We start from the raw sequence: 20,472 nt of genomic DNA, 5'->3' as shown, positions 1-20,472 counted from the left end.
ACATCATGGCTAATCCAACCATTATCAGGCTACAGGATGGCAACGTAATGCCACAACTTGGGCTGGGAGTCTGGAAAGCAAGCAATGAAGAGGTGATCGCGGCGATTCATAAAGCGCTGGAGGTGGGCTATCGATCGATTGATACCGCCACAGCATATCAGAATGAAGAAGGCGTCGGCAAAGCGCTAAAAGCAGCGAGCGTAGCGCGGGAAGAGCTGTTTATCACCACCAAGTTGTGGAATGACGATCAAAAACGTCCCCGCGAAGCCCTGCAGGAGAGCCTGAAAAAACTGCAGCTTGATTATCTCGATCTCTATCTGATGCACTGGCCCGTACCGGCTATCGATCACTATGTCGACGCCTGGAAAGGCATGATCGCGCTGCAAAAAGAGGGGCTGGTAAAGAGTATCGGGGTCTGTAACTTTCAGATCCATCACCTCCAGCGTCTGATCGATGAAACCGGCGTTACCCCTGTGATCAACCAGATCGAGCTTCACCCCTTGATGCAACAGCGCCAGCTACATGCGTGGAATGCGACGCATAAAATCCAGACCGAGTCCTGGAGCCCGCTGGCGCAGGGCGGCGAAGGCGTATTCGATCAGAAAGTGATTCGCGAACTGGCGGATAAATACGGCAAAACGCCCGCCCAGATTGTTATTCGCTGGCATCTGGACTGCGGGCTGGTCGTCATTCCGAAATCCGTCACCCCTTCCCGTATCGCGGAAAACTTTGCTGTCTGGGATTTCCGTCTCGATAAAGATGAATTAGGCGAGATCGCAAAACTGGATCAAGGCAAGCGCCTCGGCCCCGATCCGGATCAGTTCGGCGGTTAAGCCAGATTTATCGCACGCCATGCCCGACGATGTCGTCGGGCTTTTTTGCATTCCGAAACATTAAGAAACAATTACGCGCATTTAACAGTATATTTCCCCCACACACAAGCGCAGAATTATTCTGATTTTGTGAATAATTATTCATATTTATTATGAATTTACTTAACGCATATAAAATATTTATGGATGTGTGATTGTGGCGGAAAAAAAATCTCAGGGCGTCAAATGGCTCCCATTCATTCTTATTCTGGTTATCGCCGCCGGACTGTGGCAGCTAACGCCCCCTTCCGGGTTAAGCGCGCCGGCCTGGCATTCCGCGATTATTTTTGTCGCGACGATCGCCTCTATCGTGGCGAAAGTGCTGCCTATTGGCGCGGTCGGTATTATTGGTATCACCGTCTTTGCGCTCGCCTATGCTGCCGGCGACAAAACGGCCAGCGGCGCGATTACCACGGCCTTGAGCGAGCTGAATAGTTCGTTGATCTGGCTTATCGTCGTCGCCTTTATGATTGCCCGTGGGTTTATCAAAACCGGGCTGGGTCGGCGTATCGCCCTACAAATGATCCGTCTGTTAGGTAAACGAACGCTGGGTCTGGCTTATGGTCTGGCGTTTGCCGATCTGATCCTCTCCCCCGCGATGCCCAGTAACACCGCGCGCTGCGGCGGCGTGATTTACCCGATCGCCGACTCGCTGGCGCGCAGCTTTGATTCACATCCGGAAGATGAGTCTCGCAGCAAAATCGGCACCTTTCTGATCACCTGTATTGGCAATGTTAACGACGTCACCGCCGCACTGTTTATGACCGGTTATACGGGTAACCTGCTGGCGGTAAAACTGGCGGCGAACGCCGGCGTTACGTTGAGCTGGGGAAGCTGGTTTATCGCCGCGCTCCTGCCTTGCCTGGTCTCTTTTCTTATCGTCCCGCTGCTGGTCTACTGGCTGACCCGTCCGGAAATTAAACATACGCCGGATGCGCCGGATTTGGCGCGCAAAGAGCTGGCGCAAATGGGCAGTATGACGCGCGGCGAGTGGCTCATGCTGGCGACCGTCGGCGTGTTGCTGGTGCTATGGATTTTTGGCAGCTCGCTCGGCGTGGATGCCACGACGGCCTCTTTTGTCGGTCTCTCTATTTTATTACTGAGCGGCGTGCTCACCTGGGAAGACGTTAAAAGCGAAAAAGGCGCCTGGGATACGTTGATTTGGTTTGCCGCGCTGCTGATGATGGCTAACCAGTTGAAGAAACTAGGATTCACCAGCTGGTTTGGCAACCTGATTGGCGACAGCATCGGCAGCACGATGCATGGAACCAGTTGGATAATCATCCTGCTGCTGCTTAACGCAGCCTATTTTTATACCCACTATTTTTTCGCCAGCGGCAACGCGCAAATCGCCGCGCTGTATGCGGTATTTCTGGGCGTCGGTCTGCATCTGAATATACCGGCGGCGCCGATGGCGCTCATGCTGGCGTTTACCAGCAGCCTGTACTGCTCTCTTACGCAGTATACCCACGCACGCGGCCCCATTCTTTTTGGCGCCGGCTATGTACCGACGGGCGTCTGGTGGCGAACGGGATTTATTATCAGTCTCTTTAATCAGGCGGTCTTTTTGACAGTCGGCCTCGCATGGTGGAAAGTGTTAGGGTTGTATTAAACGCTTAACGCATCGATAAGCCCCTCGGTTAACGGAGAAATGGAATGACCTGCATTTTCTGTCAAATAGTTGAAGGTAAAGCACCTTGTCATAAAGTTTGGGAAGATGAGCATCACCTGGCTTTTTTGTCGATTTTTCCGAATACCGATGGGTTTACCGTAGTGATCCCGAAAAAACATTACCCCAGCTACGCGTTCGATCTACCGCCGCAGGCGTTAGCGGACCTGATGCTGGCGACCCAAAAAGTGGCGAAGAAACTGGATAAGGCTTTCCCGGATGTCAGTCGTACGGGAATGTTCTTCGAAGGTTTCGGCGTAGACCATGTGCACAGTAAATTAAGCCCCATGCACGGTACTGGCGATTTAACCCACTGGAAACCGATTGAATCGCGGCAGAATAAATTTTTCGAACAGTATGAAGGATATCTGTCGTCACACGATCATGAACGGGCTGATGATGAAAAACTGGCCGCGCTGGCGGCCAGAATTCGTGAGGCATAAATACGGAGCACTTCTGCCGGATGGCGGTGTAAGCACCTTATCCGGCCTACAAAACTGTGCTATTCATAGACCTGATAAGCGCAGCGCCGTCAGGCATTATACCTTAGATTATATACTTCTTATCTATTTTAATATATCAACCCTGGTAGGTTAAATATTACGGCGCGTGGCTAAATATTTCGTACAAAAACCATCCAGGAATAGCGGCAATAACACCCATTAAAATTATCCCTGCAAGAGTCATTTGCCTGTCTTCACGTTTTTCCATATTACATGCTTTAATAGCCATTATGAATATAACAACAGCTATTATAGCAATTACGATAAAACAGGGAATAATAATCATACCCATGATATCCCCTCCTCTGGGGCTGTATACAAGCATCATGCCTTAATCATTAAGGTAATATATAATTAATTTATACAATCAATAATATTTAAATAAAATATAAAGCTCCCCGTAATTTAGCAATTACTAAAGATCGACACAATATATTTAGATGTCTGTTACTTCCAGAAACATTAGCTTCCAGAAGCAACAGATTCAAAGGTAATTAACGCCCTGCGCCTTTCCCGCGCTTCTTATTCGCAGCAAGCCCCTGCCGCTGATGTTCCACCGGCGTATGCTTGGTCAACGCCGGGCGCGTGTTGCGGTTCTGGCGACGCGCTTCGCGCATCTCTTCAATGGTCGGCGCAGGCACCAGACACTCACGGCGACCGCCAATCAAATGCTTTTTCCCCATCGCTTCCAGCGCCTGGCGAATCAGCGGCCAGTTCGCCGGATCGTGATAACGCAGCAGCGCCTTATGCAGGCGACGCTGCCTGTCTCCCTTCGGCACCACCACATCTTCACTCTTATAACCAATTTTACCCAGCGGGTTTTTGCCGGTGTAATACATGGTGGTCGAATTTGCCAACGGCGACGGGTAGAAGTTCTGCACCTGATCCAGACGGAAGCGGTGGCGCTTGAGCCACAGCGCCAGATTCACCATATCCTCGTCCCGCGTGCCCGGATGCGCGGAGATAAAATATGGGATCAGATACTGCTCTTTTCCGGCCTGTTTAGAGTAAAGGTCAAATAACTCTTTAAAGCGATCGTAGCTGCCCATACCCGGCTTCATCATTTTCGACAGCGGACCTTCTTCAGTATGCTCCGGCGCAATCTTCAGATAGCCGCCCACATGATGGCTCGCCAGCTCTTTAATGTAGCGAGGATCTTCTACGGCGATGTCGTAGCGCACGCCGGAGGCAATTAAGATTTTCTTAATGCCTTTCAGCTCACGGGCGCGGCGATAAAGATTGATCGTCGGCGTATGGTCAGTATCCATATGCGGACAGATATCCGGATAGACGCATGACAGGCGACGACAGGTCTGCTCCGCACGCGGCGACTTACAGCGCAGCATATACATGTTCGCGGTAGGACCGCCCAGATCGGAGATCACGCCGGTAAACCCCGGCACCGTGTCGCGGATCGCTTCGATCTCGTTGATGATAGAGTCTTCTGAACGGCTCTGAATGATGCGCCCTTCATGTTCAGTGATCGAGCAGAAAGAGCAGCCGCCAAAGCAGCCGCGCATGATATTGATCGAAAAGCGGATCATCTCATAGGCCGGAATACGGGCATTGCCGTAAGCCGGGTGCGGCACACGCTGATACGGCAGCGCAAACACGCTATCCATCTCTTCAGTGGAGAGCGGTATGGCGGGCGGGTTGATCCAGACATAGCGGTCGCCGTGTTTTTGCATCAGCGCCCGCGCGCAGCCAGGGTTAGTTTCGTGATGCAGAATACGCGACGCATGGGCGTACAGCACCTTGTCGCCTTTCACCTTTTCAAAGGATGGCAGCAGGATATAGGTTTTTTCCCACGGCTTCGGACGCGGCGGCTGCACGGTAATCGCTTTAGCTTCCTGCTTTTTCGGCGCGACCGGCTTGTTATCCGCGCACGGCAGATCCTCACCATAGGGATGGGGAATTGGATCGATTTTACCCGGCGTGTCCAGACGAGTGGAGTCGACGCCGCTCCAGCCAGGCAGCGCTTCTTTAACCATAATCGCAGTGTTACGCACGTCGCGAATCTGATCGATGGTTTCGCCCATTGCCAGACGGTGCGCCACTTCCACCAGCGGACGCTCGCCGTTGCCAAACATCAGCATGTCGGCTTTGGAATCGACTAACACTGAACGACGCACAGTATCAGACCAGTAGTCGTAATGCGCGGTACGGCGCAGACTGGCCTCAATGCCGCCAAGGATCACCGGGACATCTTTCCACGCTTCTTTGCAACGCTGGGTATAGACCAGCGTGGCGCGGTCCGGGCGTTTGCCCGCGACGTTATCCGGGGTGTAGGCGTCATCGTGGCGCAGCTTACGGTCGGCGGTGTAGCGGTTGATCATCGAGTCCATGTTGCCGGCGGTGACGCCGAAGAACAGGTTCGGTTTTCCCAGACGCATAAAGTCGTCTTTGCTGTTCCAGTCCGGCTGGGCGATGATCCCCACGCGGAAGCCCTGCGCTTCCAGCATACGACCGCAAATCGCCATGCCGAAGCTCGGATGGTCGACGTAGGCGTCGCCGGTTACCAGAATAATGTCGCAGCTATCCCAGCCAAGTTGATCCATCTCGTCACGTGACATCGGCAAAAACGGCGCCGGCCCAAAGCAGGCGGCCCAGTACTGCGGCCAGGAGAAAAGGTCGCGATCCGGTTGGATCAGGGAGATAGCGCTCATATTGCTTCCAAAACGATTGGCAAAAAAATAATCAAAGGTCGGGGATTATAAGCCGTATCTATAGCGAAAATGAAGGAGATTATCGCCTTATATGCAGGGCTGGCGCGAAATAGAAACAACTTTCAACGGCCTGGCCTGAGGCGTTTGAAATTGGTCTTATGAATGTCTCCAAATTGGTATGCAATTAATTATACCCACGTCTAAAAACGCAGTATTGCCATAACAACAAAAAGCAAATAAACATCACATTATCAGCAGCATATAAAAAAACCTCGCTGAATTGCTCACGGCGCTGTTTTTACCATGACTTTCTTCTGTGAACCAGATCTCTTTCTTTGGTCTATTGATTAAATTAAATTGGCTGACAGAATTCAGGGGATAAAGAACACCATCACCACGCCTTTCCCCTACGCAATACCTTACGTATCAGCAGGTTATTAATTAATCAACGATAACCACAGGAATCCCAACCTATAAGGAAGCAGATATGAAAAACACACGTTCATTCACAACATCAGCGGTATTACTGGCCGGCTGTTTGCTGCTGGCATTTCCAACGCTCGCCAAAACGACGCTGAAACTGAGCCACAATCAGGATAAAAGCCACGCCGTTCACAAAGCGATGAGCTATCTGGCCGACAAAGCGAAAGCCTATTCGGACGGCGAATTAAATATTCGTATTTACCCCAACGCCACGCTGGGCAACGAACGTGAATCGCTGGAATTGATGAACTCCGGCGCTCTGCAAATGGTGAAAGTCAATGCGGCATCGCTGGAGTCTTTTGCGCCGGAATATAGCGTGTTTAGCCTGCCGTTTTTATTCCGCGACCGCGATCACTACTACAACGTACTGAAAAGCGACTTAGGGAAACGCATTCTCGCGTCCTCCGAAAGCAAAGGCTTCGTCGGCTTAACCTGGTACGACGGCGGCGCCCGCAGTTTTTACGCTGGTAAGCCCATCACTCAACCCGACGATTTAGCCGGTATGAAAATCAGAGTGCAGCAAAGCCCCAGCGCTATCGCGATGGTGAAAGCGCTCGGCGGCGTGCCGACGCCGATGGCGCAAGGCGAACTCTATACCGCGCTCCAGCAAGGCGTGGTCGATGGCGGCGAAAACAACCCCGTGGTTTATGCCGATATGCGTCATGCGGAGGTGGCGAAATTCTATTCCCGCGACGAGCACACGATGGTGCCGGATGTCCTGGTCATCAGTACCAAAGTACTTAACAAATTGAGCGATAAAGAGCGGAAAGCGTTATATAAAGCCGCAGATGAATCCATGCAGCAAATGAAAGATGTCATCTGGCCCGCCGCGGAAAAAGAGGCTTATGAGAGCATGAAGGCCATGAACGCGACCGTTGTTGATATTGATAAATCCGCGTTCAAACAGCGTGTTAAGCCCTTGTTTGATGAGTTCCGCGCAAAAGACGCTCAGTCAGCGAAGGATCTGGAATACATCGAGAATATGTAAATCTGCCGGGCAGGGTTCTCCTGCCCTTTACAGGATGTAATATGCGAATACTCACCAATGCACTGAACAAAATACTGGCTGGGTGCTGCTGTATTATTCTGGCGGTCATGGTTGCCTGCGTATCCTGGCAGGTGGCGGCGCGCTTTATATTCAACGCGCCAAGCAGCACGCTCGACGAATTCACCCAGATTCTTTTTATGTGGATGATTCTGTTAGGCGGCGTCTATACCGCCGGATTAAAAAAACATTTAGCTATCGATTTGTTAGCGCAAAAACTCTCCCGAACGCCCGCCCTCATGCTCGACAGTATCATTCAGGTGATTATTACCGTGTTCGCGCTGATTTTTATGGTGTACGGCGGTGATATTATTGTTGAAAAAGCGGCGCACGTCAGCCAAATGTCCCCGGTATTAAAATGGCCTATGGATAAAGTCTATTGGGTCATGCCGATTAGCGGCGTCATCCTGGTGTACTACACCATTGTGAACGTTATTGATAATTATCATCAGCGCCATCTTCGCTAACGAGGGATATATGGACTTTGAATATATTTACCCAATAATTGTTTTATTTGGCAGCTTTGCCATTATGCTGGCGGTCGGCGTTCCTATTACATTCGCTATCGGGCTGTCGTCCTTATTCTCAATCCTGATAGCCCTTCCCCCGGATGCGGCAATCTCGGTTATTTCGCAAAAAATGACCGTCGGTCTCGATGGCTTTACGCTGCTGGCGATCCCCTTTTTTGTGTTAGCCGGCAATATCATGAATACCGGGGGAATCGCCCGGCGCCTGGTGAATCTGGCTCAGGCGTTAGTTGGCCGCCTTCCCGGTTCGCTGGCGCACTGCAATATTCTGGCGAACACCCTGTTTGGCGCGATATCCGGCTCGGCTGTCGCTTCTGCGGCCGCGGTGGGCGGCATCATGTCGCCATTACAGGAAAAAGAGGGCTACTCTCCGGCGTTCTCTACGGCGATCAACGTCGCTTCGGCGCCGATTGGCCTGATGATCCCGCCCAGCAACGTGCTAATTGTCTATTCGCTGGCTAGCGGCGGCACCTCTGTCGCCGCCCTGTTTTTGGCGGGCTACCTGCCCGGCATCTTAACCGCGCTGGCTTTAATGACGGTAGCGGCGCTGTATGCCCATCGCCACCATTACCCGGTTGCCGAACGCATCAACCTGCGGCAGTTTCTGTCGGTATTCCGCGATTCATTGCCCAGCCTGTTGCTGATATTTATTATTATCGGCGGCATTATCGGCGGCGTATTTACGCCAACAGAGGCCTCTGCGATCGCGGTAATCTATAGCCTGGCGCTGGCGGCCATTTATCGAGAAATTAATGTGAGTAAGTTGCGCGATATTCTGCTGGATTCGGTAGTAACCAGCTCTATTGTTCTCTTACTGGTCGGCTGCTCAATGGGAATGTCATGGGCGATGACCAATGCTGATGTTCCTGAACTGATTAATGAAATGATTACCAGCGTGTCCGAAAATAAATGGGTCATCTTGCTGATTATCAATCTCATTTTGTTACTCGTCGGGACGTTTATGGATATTACCCCGGCTATTCTGATCTTTACGCCTATTTTCCTTCCCATTGCTCAACATCTGGGAATCGACCCTGTCCATTTTGGCATTATTATGGTTTTCAATTTAACCATCGGACTGTGTACGCCCCCGGTAGGCACTATTTTGTTCGTCGGTTGCAGTATCGGCAAAATCAGTATTGATAAAGTCGTCAAACCGCTATTACCGATGTTTCTGGCACTCTTTATGGTCATGGCGATGATTTGCTACTTCCCGCAGTTGAGTCTGCTGCTTCCCACGCTGTTTGCTCCTTCCTGAAAACCCTGACGGGTCTGCGCTATTCAGACCCGTACTCGGACGCCTTTACGACGCCGGATTCACCAGCATTTGCCCAATCGAGCCGCGGTCAGCCATTTCCAGCGTCTGGCTGTTGAAATAGAACGGGAAGTGCGGCCAGGACGGCTGACCGTAGTAGACCAGCAATTCGACTAGCCCATCCACCCAGACGGTATCTTTCCAGCCTCTATCTTCCGGGAACGGCATAGCGCCGTTGACGTTACGAATCAGGAAAGAGACGCCCTCAATATGGAACGACTGCGGCATATCGGCGCGTACCGTCCAGCGCTCCCAGGTGCCTTGTTGGGCGGTAATATCAATGCGATTCACATCCCACAGTTGGCCGTTAATCCCCGGATCGTCGCCAAGACTGATGTCCCGACTGCGGACAGGCGCGCCGCTCATGATCTCCGTCGGCAACAGACGCATCGGCAGATTATCGGTCACCAGCGGCAGCAATCCGGTTGGCCGTAACGTCAGCACCAGGGTCGAAACCAGAATACTGGAAGGCTCAAAGAAACCGCGAATCCGATCGACTATGCTGGCCGCTTCCCCGCAGGTGATCGAGACTTCGTCGCCGTTGGTCATATCAACCAGGATTTCACGCCGCTCGCCGGGCGCCAGTGACAACTGTTTGACGGAAACCGGCGCAGGTAAAAAGCCCTGATCGCCTGAAATCACATGCAGCGCCCGGCCATCGCTCATCTGAAGCTGATAGCGCCGCGAGTTCGAGGCGTTCAACAACCGTAACCGCACCCAGCCGCGGGACACTTCGACATAGGGGCTTTGCGCGCCGTTCACCAGCAGCGTATCGCCGACAAAACCACCGCTTCCCGGTTCGCTGTACTCCGGCGTCCCAAAGTTATCCAGCCGTTTATCCTGGATAATGACGGGAAAATCATCCACGCCGTAATGGTTCGGAATGGGCAGCGTTTTACTAATGTCGTCTTCGACCAGCCACATTCCGGCCAGGCCGTTATACACCTGCTGCGCAGTGCGGTTAGGCGTGTTAGCGTGATACCACAGCGTCGCGGCGCTCTGACGAATCGGCAACACCGGCGCCCAGTCCGCGTTCGGCGACATCATACGCGCCGGGCCACCCATCAGCGGCCCCGGCACCAGTAAACCAGCAACCGTCATGGAGACATTTTCCGCCAGGCGGTTGCTATAGATGAGTTTAACGTCATCGCCTTTCCAGACGCGGATTGTCGGCCCCAGATAACGACCGTTCACTCCCCAGACCGGCGCGCGCGTGCCTTGCGTAAAGGACCAGTGCGCTCGCTGTAGCGTCATAAACAACGGCTGCCCGCGACGGGACTCCAGCAACGGCGGAACAGGCAACGGCTGTTGCTGACCGGCAGCATTCGCCCTGAGGGGAATCGCGCCTGCACATAGTGCGATTCCCGATGCCTGAAGAAACTGACGCCGACTGAATGACATATAAGCTCCATGTAAAACAGGCTAAAGAGTTGTGCCTGAAAAAATGATTTCTACAATAACAGAGTAAGACTGCTTAAACCTTACCGGTCGCTTCACGTTCCGCAACCTCTTTATCAAGTTCCGCGATTTTTTGCTCCATTAACGCACGGCAGTGGGCCGCCAGCTCGCGAACCTGATCTTTACCATATTCGCTGACATCGACTGGCGGCAGCATTTCCACAATAACCAGTCCGTTGTTCAGGCGGTTTAGATTGACTTTGTTAGAGGTGTTGGAAACGCAGACAGGAATGATCGGCACACCAGCCGCGATAGCCGCATGAAACGCGCCGGTTTTAAACGGCAGCAGACCGCGTCCCCGGCTACGCGTACCTTCAGGGAACATCCAGATAGAAATACGGCGCTTTTTAAAATGGTTAACCACTGCCGCAATGGTGCTATGCGCTTTGGCGCGGTTATTACGGTCAATCAACAGATTACCGGTCAGCCAGTACAGTTGCCCAAAAAACGGGATCCAAAGCAGGCTTTTTTTCCCCACCGTCACCGTTGGCGGCTGCACAATATTCGCCGCCGTGACCATATCATAATTATTCTGGTGGTTAGCAATATAGATAGCATTGCCATAGTTTTCCGCGTCGGCGGGTTTGCGGCACTCCACTTTCAGGCCAAACAGCGGGGCCAGACGACCGAACATATGTCCAAACGTCGCCACGTGTTTTGGGTTACGTGGGCTGAAAAGGCAGTAAATAGAACCGAAAACACAGACCAGAATGGAGTAAATAACGGTAACAATAAGACGAAAAATATATAGCATAACAACCTCTGAAGGCCTAAGAGCCCGGCATTCTACGTCACCTGAAATTCAGGTTAGGATTTTGGTAAGTGTGGCTCTCTGGAAAAACGTATTGTTAATCGCAATGCACGAATAAACAACGGTTTTACGGGAAATTTTAATGTTAATCCGATCTGAAACCGTAGGCCGGATAAGACGCTACTGCGTCGTCATCCGGCAACGGCAGAGCGCCGGATGGCGGCTTAGATGCCTTGTCCGGCCTACGGGCGCCCCTCTCTTACTCTTCGCTGTCGCCATGACTTACGCGATGCGGCGAATCAATCTCAATGCGATCGATACGCTGCAGGCCGCGCATTAATGTGCCACGGCGTCCGCGTTCGCCGACCACCTTCTGTAACTCTTCAGGGCGCAGTTTGATTTTGCGCTTCCCGACATGGATAGTCAGAGTGCTTTGTGGCGGCAGCACGTACAGGTGCGCCAGTCCATCATCGCCTTTCGCCGCTTCTGCAGAGGGGATATTAATGATCTTATTCCCTTTGCCTTTCGACAGCTGCGGCAGAGAGTCTATCGGGAACATCAACATCCGTCCGGCCTGGGTAATCGCCAGCAGCATATCGTGCTCGTCTTCAATCACCAGCGGCGGCATGACGTGCGCATTTTCCGGCAGTGTAATCAACGCCTTACCGGCACGGTTACGGGCAACCAGATCGTTAAACGTACAAACGAAGCCGTAGCCCGCATCCGACGCCATCAGCAGTTTCTGGTCATCGCCTTCCATCAGCATATGCTCTACAGTCGCCCCCGGCGGCAGCGTGAGTTTGCCGGTCAGCGGCTCGCCCTGCCCACGCGCCGACGGAAGCGTAATGGGATCAATAGCATAGCTGCGCCCGGTGGTATCAATAAACACCACCGGTTGATTACTCTTACCTTTCACCGCGGCTTTAAAGCTGTCGCCCGCTTTATAGTTAAGCCCCGGCGCATCAATATCATGACCTTTGGCGCTGCGCACCCAGCCCATCTGCGACAGCACGATAGTCACCGGTTCGGACGGCAGCATGTCGTGTTCGCTCATCGCTTTAGCTTCTTCGCGCTCACGCAGCGGAGAACGGCGATCGTCGCCATAGGCATCGGAATCTGCCTGTAGTTCTTTTTTCAGCAAGGTATTCATTTTGCGTTCAGACGCGAGAATGCCCTGCAACTGGTCACGCTCTTTTTCCAGCTCGTCCTGCTCGCCGCGAATTTTCATCTCTTCCAGTTTGGCGAGATGGCGCAGTTTCAGTTCGAGAATCGCTTCCGCCTGGGTTTCGCTGATGCCGAAACGCGACATCAGCGCGGGTTTCGGCTCATCCTCGTTACGGATAATCTCAATCACTTCGTCGATGTTGAGAAACGCCACCAGCAAACCTTCGAGGATATGCAGGCGCTTAAGCACTTTCTCCAGACGATAGTTCAGACGACGGCGTACCGTGTCGCGGCGGAACGCCAGCCACTCGGTGAGGATCTCCAGCAGGTTTTTCACCGCCGGACGACCATCCAGACCGATCATGTTCAGGTTAATACGGTAGCTTTTTTCCAGATCGGTGGTGGCGAACAGATGGTTCATCACCTGCTCCATATCCACACGGTTGGAGCGTGGCACAATCACTAAACGCGTCGGGTTTTCGTGATCTGATTCATCGCGCAGATCGTCCACCATCGGCAGTTTTTTATTACGCATCTGCGCAGCAATCTGCTCCAGCACTTTCGCGCCAGAGACCTGATGCGGCAGCGCGGAAATTACCACAGCGCCGTCTTCTTTGGTCCATACCGCGCGCATACGCACGGAGCCCCGCCCGTTTTCGTAAATTTTACGAATTTCCGCACGTGGGGTAATGATCTCCGCTTCGGTCGGGTAATCCGGCCCCTGGACGATATCCAGCAACTGATCCAGCGTCGTTTTCGGCTGCTCAATCAGCGTAATCGCCGCTTTCGCCACTTCGCGCAGGTTGTGCGGCGGGATATCTGTTGCCATGCCCACTGCTATACCGGTGGTGCCATTCAGCAGGATGTTCGGCAGACGCGCCGGTAACATTTTCGGTTCCTGCATCGTGCCGTCGAAGTTTGGCACCCAGTCCGCCGTCCCCTGACCGAGTTCGCTTAACAGCAGCTCGGCATATTTGGACAGGCGAGATTCGGTATAACGCATTGCCGCGAATGACTTCGGATCATCCGGCGCGCCCCAGTTTCCCTGGCCATCGACCAGCGGGTAACGGTAAGAGAACGGCTGCGCCATCAGCACCATGGCTTCATAGCAGGCGCTGTCGCCGTGCGGATGATACTTACCCAGTACGTCACCGACGGTACGGGCGGATTTTTTAAATTTAGCGCTGGCGTTCAGCCCCAGCTCTGACATCGCATAGACGATGCGGCGCTGTACCGGCTTCAGGCCGTCGCCAATAAACGGCAACGCACGATCCATGATCACGTACATGGAGTAGTTTAAGTAGGCGTTTTCCGTAAATTCATGTAGCGCAAGGCGCTCTGCCATATCGCTCATTAACAGGGGATCCTCAATCTGCATGCTGACCGTTCGGACGGCAATATTGCCGCAGATAATACCCTATCTCACGGTCTGAGTCACAAACCGTGAGACAGGTTGCGAGGAAGTTAACGAAGCGGCAGATAGATATCCGTCAGCAGCTCATGTTCCGCGACCTCATGGACGAAATTCAGGTACTGGAAGAAGACCGGAAAATCGCGCAGCGTCTCACCGCTGGCGGGTAGCCATTCGCGGAATAAATACCACACGCTCTCCGGGAGGCTGTCGAGCGATCCCTGATGGCGCACCACCGCGCAGCGCCCGCCAGGAATCTCGCTATTCACCACGCCAACGTCATTTTCGGCTATCGGCTGGCGGACGCTGCCGCAGATATCAAAGCGGAATTGATCCGGCGGCGTCGTCTGCGGGTCGTGCCAGGCAATACCAAAAGTTTGACTGCTGGCAATCGGCGACTGCCCCGTTTCGCGCCGCCATGCAATAAATTTCGCCGCGCTGGCGTTGACCTTATCCGGATGCCCCAGATGCGTCAGCATCGCGACGCGGGTAGGTGGAAATTCAACGATTTTTACGTCCATGACATGCTGCTCCTGTAACGCAAGTTTAGGAACGCGTTGGTGCCAGGCCAGCCAGTCCGGCGATTGCCGAAACCGGCGCGGGCTTTGACCAAACGCGGTTTTGAAAGCACGTGTGAACGACTCCGGATTCTGAAACCCGGCATCCAGCGCGATATCGATAACTTTATCCTGCGGGTTAAACGCCAGCCGCCATGACGCGCGGCGCAAACGCAACCACTGGATATAGCGATAGAGCGGAAGCCCGCTCCAGGTGGTAAACTGCCGGTGAAAATGAAACGGCGAGCTGTGCGCCATCCGGCTTAACGCCTCAATCGACAGAGGCTCATCCAGATGACGCTCAATGTGGTCGCAAATGCGCCGCAGACGTTCGGAATAAGCCGCGCTGATCAGGTCATTCATCACTGCCTCCTTGTGGCCTATTCTGCCCACCGGGCGGCTGTGAATCCTGACCGATCTTGCGCAATGTGGGATTACGGATTCACTTTACGAATCTGTTTTACGTCGATTTCGACAGAGTTCCAGTCTTTATCCACTTCACCCTGAATTTCAACGGTATCCTGCGGGGTTACGGTCAGGCCGTTCCAGCGCTTGTGGTCAATATCCACATTGATAGTACCGGTCGCATCTTTAAACACATACAGGTCGTCGGAAATGCGCTCGACGATATTCCCGCGCAACGTTACCCACGCATCGTCACGCAGCGATTTAGCGCTCTCTACCGTCGTGCTGCTGCCGTTCGGGCCGACAAATCCGCCGCCTTGCGTTTGCGTCGCCGACGGGCCGGAGAAACCGCCCTGCTGAGCCGCCAGAACCGGGGTAGAACACAGTGCCATAACGGCAACGATTGCAGCTAATTTTTTCATGATTACTTTTCCCTTTCATGTCGTTTCAGATCCATTTAATAAGGTAATCCTTAACAACTTCTTAAGGCAAAAAAAGAATCTTTTTTTCTGTACATCGCCTGCGGCGACAAGGTTAACTGACGGTAACGCGAGTTACCGCAAGGAAGAACAGATGCGAATTTTACTGGTAGAAGATGACACACTTATTGGCGATGGCATAAAAGCGGGCCTGAGTAAAATGGGTTTCAGCGTCGACTGGTTTACCGAGGGACGTCCGGGCAAAGAGGCGCTTTACAGCGCGCCTTATGATGCGGTTATTTTAGATTTGACGCTGCCAGGCATGGACGGACGGGATATTTTGCGCGAATGGCGCGAAAAGGGTAAACAGGAACCGGTACTGATCCTGACGGCGCGCGACGCGTTAGCAGAGCGCGTCGAGGGGCTACGTCTGGGCGCCGATGACTATTTATGTAAACCTTTCGCGCTCATTGAGGTCGCCGCCCGTCTGGAGGCGCTGGTACGCCGCGCCAGCGGTCAGGCCAGTAGCGAATTGCGCCACGGCCAGGTGACGCTCAATCCAGGCAATCTCGTCGCGACGCTTGCCGGCGAACCACTGGCCCTAAAACCAAAAGAGTTCGCGTTGCTGGAACTCTTACTGCGCAACAAAGGTCGCGTGCTACCGCGCAAGCTTATTGAAGAGAAGCTGTATAACTGGGATGACGACGTGTCCAGCAATGCAGTGGAAGTCCATGTTCATCATTTACGCCGCAAGCTCGGCAGCGAATTTATTCGCACCGTGCACGGCATCGGCTACACCCTGGGTGACGCATGAAATTGACGCAACGTCTCAGCCTGCGCGTCAGGCTGACGCTTATTTTCCTGATTCTGGTCTCCATCACCTGGGCAATCTCCAGTTTTGTGGCCTGGAGAAAGACGACGGATAATGTCGACGAGCTGTTTGACACACAGTTGATGTTGTTCGCCAGACGGCTTAGCACCCTCGATCTTAACGAGATCAACGCCCCGCAGCGCATGGCGCATACGCCAAAGAAATTAAAACATGGGCATATCGATGACGATGCGCTGGCGTTCGCCATCTTTTCCGCTGACGGCAAAATGTTGCTGCATGATGGCGACAACGGCCAGGATATTCCGTATCGCTATCGCCGGGAAGGTTTCGACAATGGCTATCTGAAGGATGACAACGACCTCTGGCGTTTTTTGTGGTTGAACTCGGCGGACGGCAAGTATCGTATCGTCGTCGGTCAGGAGTGGGATTACCGCGAAGATATGGCGCTGGCGATCGTAGCGGCGCAATTAACGCCGTGGCTGATCGCCCTTCCCTTCATGCTGCTGATTTTATTGCTCCTGCTTCACCGCGAGCTCAGACCGTTGAAAAAACTGGCGCAGGCGCTACGCTTCCGGTCGCCGGAATCGGAAACGCCGCTCGACGCCAAAGGCGTACCGAGCGAGGTTCGCCCACTGGTCGAAGCGCTTAATCAGCTTTTTAGCCGCATCCACTCCATGATGGTGCGCGAACGGCGATTTACCTCCGACGCCGCCCATGAATTGCGCAGCCCGCTGGCCGCGCTGAAAGTACAAACCGAGGTGGCGCAGCTCTCGGGCGACGATCCGCTATCGCGTGATAAAGCGCTGACCCAGCTCCATGCGGGGATCGATCGCGCCACGCGGCTGGTCGATCAGCTACTGACGTTATCGCGTCTCGACTCGCTCAATAATTTGCAGGATGTAGCGGAGATTTCGCTGGAAGAGCTGCTGCAGTCCGCGGTAATGGATATTTATCATCCGGCGCAGCAGGCGAATATCGACGTGCGTTTACAGCTTAACGCCCATGACGTCATACGTACCGGCCAGCCGCTACTCTTAAGCCTGTTAGTGCGTAACCTGCTGGATAATGCGATTCGCTACAGTCCGCAGGGCAGCGTCGTCGACGTTACCTTACATGCCCGCAGCTTCACCGTCAGAGATAATGGCCCCGGCGTAGCGCCAGAGATTCTGACGCATATCGGCGAGCGTTTTTACCGCCCGCCAGGCCAAAGTGTGACCGGCAGCGGTCTGGGATTATCAATCGTCCGCCGCATCGCTACGCTGCACGGCATGACGGTGTCGTTTGGCAACGCCGCGGAAGGTGGATTTGAGGCCGTAGTACGCTGGTAGCAGAGATTTTTGCCAAAAACGCAAAAGACTTTGCACATTTTGCTAATTTCACCGCACCGCCCGTCAGCGTAGAATCAGCAGCAAACGCATTTCTTGAGGACACAAAATGAGTAACATCCTGATTATCAACGGGGCGAAAAAATTCGCGCACTCCAACGGCCAGTTGAATGACACCCTGACCGAAGTTGCCGATGGGCTGCTGCGCGATCTGGGTCATCAGGTTAAGATCGTCCGCGCCGACAGCGACTATGACATTAAAGAAGAGGTGCAGAATTTCGTCTGGGCTGACGTGGTGATTTGGCAGATGCCAGGCTGGTGGATGGGCGCGCCATGGACAGTAAAAAAATATATGGATGATGTCTTTACCGAAGGTCACGGTACGCTCTATGCCAGCGATGGCCGCACGCGTTCCGATGCCGCTAAAAAGTACGGTTCCGGCGGTCTGGTGCAGGGGAAAAAATATATGCTGTCACTGACGTGGAACGCGCCGATGGAAGCATTTACCGAAAAAGATCAATTTTTCCACGGCGTAGGCGTAGATGGCGTCTATCTGCCATTCCATAAAGCCAACCAGTTCCTGGGCATGGACGCGCTGCCAACGTTTATTGCCAACGACGTGATTAAAATGCCGGATGTTCCGCGCTATACCGCAGAATATCGCAAGCATCTGAGCGAAATTTTTGCTTAACTGGTCATCCTGGAATTAGAAGGAGTTAACCATGCTTACCGTCATTGCCGAAATTCGCACACGTCCGGGCCAACATCACCGTCAGGCCGTCCTCGACCAGTTTGCGAAAATTATTCCAACCGTTCTTAAAGAAGAGGGGTGCCACGGTTACGCGCCGATGGTGGATCATGCCGCGGGCGTGAGTTTTCAGACTCTGGCGCCTGACTCGATCGTGATGATTGAACAGTGGGAAAGCGTTGCGCACCTTGAGGCGCATCTGCAAACCCCGCATATGAAAGCCTACAGCGACGCGGTAAAAGACGATGTGCTGGAAATGAATATTCGTATTCTGGAATCCGGCGTTTAAGTTATTACCCTCGTCTGACGTCTCCCTGATGCGATGCGCAAGTGTCGCCATCAGGCTGCGGCGTCATGTCGGATTCGCTTATCCGGCCTGCGCCACGCAGACCGGATAAAGCGTGCAACAACCGTTACACGTCGAGATCCGCGAGATCGCCTTTTTCCTGTAGCCAGTTGCGTCGATCTTCAGAACGTTTCTTCGCCAGCAGCATATCCATCATCGCGTTAGTACGCTGATCGTCTTCATCGCTAATGGTGAGCTGCACCAGGCGGCGAGTATTTGGATCAAGCGTGGTTTCGCGTAACTGCATCGGGTTCATTTCACCCAGGCCTTTGAAACGCTGTACGTTCGGCTTGCCTTTCTTACGCTTCAGTTGTTCCAGTACGCCCGCCTTCTCTTCTTCCGTCAGCGCGTAATAGACCTCTTTACCCAAATCGATACGGTATAGCGGCGGTAGCGCGACATAGACATGACCATTCTTCACCAGCGCGCGGAAATGTCTGACAAACAGCGCGCAAAGCAGAGTAGCGATATGCAAACCATCGGAGTCCGCATCCGCCAGGATACAGATCTTGCCGTAGCGCAGCTGACTCAGATCGTCGCTGTCCGGATCGATACCGATCGCCACGGAAATATCATGCACCTCTTGCGAGGCAAGCACTTCATCGGAAGAGACTTCCCAGGTGTTAAGGATCTTACCTTTGAGCGGCATGATCGCCTGATATTCGCGATCGCGCGCCTGCTTGGCGGAACCGCCTGCCGAATCCCCTTCCACAAGGAACAGCTCGGTCCGATTAAGATCCTGCGCGGTACAGTCCGCCAGTTTCCCCGGCAACGCCGGACCGCTGGTGAGCTTTTTGCGCACCACTTTTTTTGCGGCGCGCAGTCGCCGCTGCGCGCTGGCAATCGCCATCTCTGCCAGTTGTTCCGCCGCCTGCACGTTCTGGTTCAGCCACAGGCTGAAGGCATCTTTCACCACGCCGGAAACAAATGCCGCACATTGACGCGACGACAGACGCTCTTTGGTCTGCCCGGCAAATTGCGGGTCCTGCATTTTCACGGAAAGCACATAAGCGCAGCGATCCCAGATATCTTCCGCCGACAGTTTGACGCCGCGCGGCAGAATATTGCGGTATTCGCAAAATTCGCGCATCGCGTCGAGCAACCCTTGACGCAGGCCATTCACGTGAGTGCCGCCCTGCATGGTCGGGATCAGGTTGACGTAGCTTTCCGTCAGTAATTCGCCGCCTTCCGGCAGCCACAATAGCGCCCAGTCAACCGCTTCCGTTTCACCGTTAAAATTACCGATAAACGGCTTTTCCGGCAGCGTCGGCAGGCCATTTACCGCTTCGCCCAGATAGTCGTTCAGGCCATCCTGGTAGCACCAGCGCTGCTCGCTGTTATTCACTTCATCTTTAAAAGTGATTTCCACGCCGGGACACAGCACCGCTTTTGCTTTCAGAACGTGCATTAAGCGAGAGACAGAAAAACGCGGGCTGTCGAAGAAACTTTCGTCCGGCCAGAAATGGACGCTGGTGCCAGTATTACGTTTACCGCAGGTGCCGACAACCTGCAAATCCTGCACTTTTTCGCCGTTTTCAAACGCGATGTTATAGACCTGACCGTCGCGGCGCACGGTCACTTCCACGCGCTTTGACAGGGCATTCACGACCGAAATCCCCACCCCATGCAGACCACCAGAGAACTGATAGTTCTTATTGGAGAATTTACCGCCGGCATGAAGCCGACAGAGGATCAGTTCTACCGCCGGAACCCCCTCTTCCGGATGGATATCCACCGGCATCCCGCGTCCGTCGTCAATCACTTCCAGCGATTGATCGGCATGTAAAATGACATCCACGCGTTTGGCGTGACCTGCCAGTGCTTCATCCACACTATTATCAATTACTTCCTGACCCAAATGGTTGGGACGGGTCGTATCGGTGTACATCCCCGGGCGGCGGCGTACCGGCTCAAGCCCAGTGAGTACCTCAATGGCATCAGCGTTATAAGTTTGCGTCATGGTTTAATTAGCAATT

The 20,472-nt window shown here is 53.5% G+C and carries 17 protein-coding genes and 1 pseudogene; 10 read left to right on the top strand and 8 right to left on the bottom strand.

Annotated elements, in window-relative coordinates; all coding sequences use genetic code 11:
• Positions 1 to 5 precede the first annotated feature (5 nt).
• The 3 genes and pseudogenes from dkgA to J4617_RS08545 all read left to right on the top strand — a co-directional run bounded on the left by dkgA (position 6) and on the right by J4617_RS08545 (position 2,984).
• Positions 6 to 833 (top strand): 2,5-didehydrogluconate reductase DkgA, encoded by an 828-nt coding sequence (gene dkgA, locus J4617_RS08555; protein ID WP_000013100.1) that lies wholly within the window; start codon positions 6 to 8, stop codon positions 831 to 833.
• A 186-nt stretch (positions 834 to 1,019) separates the two neighbouring features.
• Positions 1,020 to 2,484: pseudogene (locus J4617_RS08550) on the top strand (DASS family sodium-coupled anion symporter).
• 44 nt (positions 2,485 to 2,528) lie between these two features.
• Entirely contained in the window at positions 2,529 to 2,984 is a 456-nt protein-coding gene (locus J4617_RS08545) for an HIT family protein (protein ID WP_000128242.1), read from the top strand.
• A gap of 157 nt (positions 2,985 to 3,141) precedes the next feature.
• Here J4617_RS08545 and J4617_RS08540 read toward each other — a convergent pair whose 3' ends face one another.
• Entirely contained in the window at positions 3,142 to 3,336 is a 195-nt protein-coding gene (locus J4617_RS08540; protein WP_000525382.1) for a hypothetical protein, read from the bottom strand.
• 202 nt (positions 3,337 to 3,538) lie between these two features.
• The gene (locus J4617_RS08535; RefSeq protein WP_001274458.1) at positions 3,539 to 5,710 is read right to left on the bottom strand and encodes a YgiQ family radical SAM protein; all 2,172 of its coding nucleotides are present in this window, start codon (positions 5,708 to 5,710) and stop codon (positions 3,539 to 3,541) included.
• A 487-nt stretch (positions 5,711 to 6,197) separates the two neighbouring features.
• On the opposite strand from J4617_RS08535, the gene J4617_RS08530 reads away from it, so the two are divergent.
• From J4617_RS08530 to J4617_RS08520, 3 genes are read left to right on the top strand one after another with little or no spacing between them, the layout of a single operon-like run.
• Complete coding sequence (locus J4617_RS08530; protein WP_000799371.1) at positions 6,198 to 7,181, top strand: TRAP transporter substrate-binding protein; 984 nt, start codon at positions 6,198 to 6,200, stop codon at positions 7,179 to 7,181.
• Positions 7,182 to 7,222: 41 nt separating this feature from the next.
• Positions 7,223 to 7,705: a TRAP transporter small permease gene (locus tag J4617_RS08525; RefSeq protein ID WP_001221827.1), complete on the top strand. Its 483-nt coding sequence runs from the start codon at positions 7,223 to 7,225 to the stop codon at positions 7,703 to 7,705.
• A 10-nt stretch (positions 7,706 to 7,715) separates the two neighbouring features.
• The gene (locus J4617_RS08520) at positions 7,716 to 9,023 is read left to right on the top strand and encodes a TRAP transporter large permease subunit (RefSeq protein WP_000345260.1); all 1,308 of its coding nucleotides are present in this window, start codon (positions 7,716 to 7,718) and stop codon (positions 9,021 to 9,023) included.
• A gap of 45 nt (positions 9,024 to 9,068) precedes the next feature.
• Here J4617_RS08520 and ftsP read toward each other — a convergent pair whose 3' ends face one another.
• From ftsP to J4617_RS08495, 5 genes are all read right to left on the bottom strand, one after another.
• Positions 9,069 to 10,481 (bottom strand): cell division protein FtsP, encoded by a 1,413-nt coding sequence (gene ftsP, locus J4617_RS08515; RefSeq protein WP_017466109.1) that lies wholly within the window; start codon positions 10,479 to 10,481, stop codon positions 9,069 to 9,071.
• 73 nt (positions 10,482 to 10,554) lie between these two features.
• Complete coding sequence (gene plsC, locus J4617_RS08510; protein ID WP_000965730.1) at positions 10,555 to 11,292, bottom strand: 1-acylglycerol-3-phosphate O-acyltransferase; 738 nt, start codon at positions 11,290 to 11,292, stop codon at positions 10,555 to 10,557.
• Between the two features lie 256 nt (positions 11,293 to 11,548).
• Positions 11,549 to 13,807, bottom strand: coding sequence for a DNA topoisomerase IV subunit A (gene parC, locus J4617_RS08505; protein ID WP_017466110.1), 2,259 nt, complete (start codon positions 13,805 to 13,807; stop codon positions 11,549 to 11,551).
• Positions 13,808 to 13,917: 110 nt separating this feature from the next.
• The gene (locus J4617_RS08500) at positions 13,918 to 14,784 is read right to left on the bottom strand and encodes an AraC family transcriptional regulator (RefSeq protein ID WP_017466111.1); all 867 of its coding nucleotides are present in this window, start codon (positions 14,782 to 14,784) and stop codon (positions 13,918 to 13,920) included.
• Positions 14,785 to 14,855: 71 nt separating this feature from the next.
• Entirely contained in the window at positions 14,856 to 15,248 is a 393-nt protein-coding gene (locus J4617_RS08495; RefSeq protein ID WP_000731552.1) for a YgiW/YdeI family stress tolerance OB fold protein, read from the bottom strand.
• Between the two features lie 151 nt (positions 15,249 to 15,399).
• Here J4617_RS08495 and qseB point away from each other — a divergent pair, with 151 nt between their 5' ends.
• The 4 genes from qseB to J4617_RS08475 all read left to right on the top strand — a co-directional run bounded on the left by qseB (position 15,400) and on the right by J4617_RS08475 (position 18,439).
• Positions 15,400 to 16,059, top strand: coding sequence for a quorum sensing response regulator transcription factor QseB (gene qseB, locus J4617_RS08490; RefSeq protein ID WP_001221574.1), 660 nt, complete (start codon positions 15,400 to 15,402; stop codon positions 16,057 to 16,059).
• Positions 16,056 to 17,405, top strand: coding sequence for a quorum sensing histidine kinase QseC (qseC, locus tag J4617_RS08485; protein ID WP_000779327.1), 1,350 nt, complete (start codon positions 16,056 to 16,058; stop codon positions 17,403 to 17,405). The genes qseB and qseC overlap by 4 nt, the downstream gene beginning before the upstream one ends.
• A 106-nt stretch (positions 17,406 to 17,511) precedes the next feature.
• On the top strand, positions 17,512 to 18,093 hold the full coding sequence (locus J4617_RS08480) for an NAD(P)H-dependent oxidoreductase (RefSeq protein WP_000065416.1): 582 nt from the start codon (positions 17,512 to 17,514) through the stop codon (positions 18,091 to 18,093).
• 31 nt (positions 18,094 to 18,124) lie between these two features.
• On the top strand, positions 18,125 to 18,439 hold the full coding sequence (locus J4617_RS08475) for a putative quinol monooxygenase (protein WP_000958587.1): 315 nt from the start codon (positions 18,125 to 18,127) through the stop codon (positions 18,437 to 18,439).
• Positions 18,440 to 18,563: 124 nt separating this feature from the next.
• On the opposite strand, the gene parE is transcribed toward J4617_RS08475, so the two are convergent.
• Complete coding sequence (gene parE / locus J4617_RS08470) at positions 18,564 to 20,456, bottom strand: DNA topoisomerase IV subunit B (protein ID WP_000195318.1); 1,893 nt, start codon at positions 20,454 to 20,456, stop codon at positions 18,564 to 18,566.
• Positions 20,457 to 20,472: the final 16 nt, after the last annotated feature.

Origin of the sequence: Salmonella sp. 32010601201800023SM (assembly GCF_017572235.1) — a bacterium.
Lineage (GTDB): Bacteria > Pseudomonadota > Gammaproteobacteria > Enterobacterales > Enterobacteriaceae > Salmonella > Salmonella enterica.
This window is presented reverse-complemented; position numbering and strand designations above follow the sequence as displayed.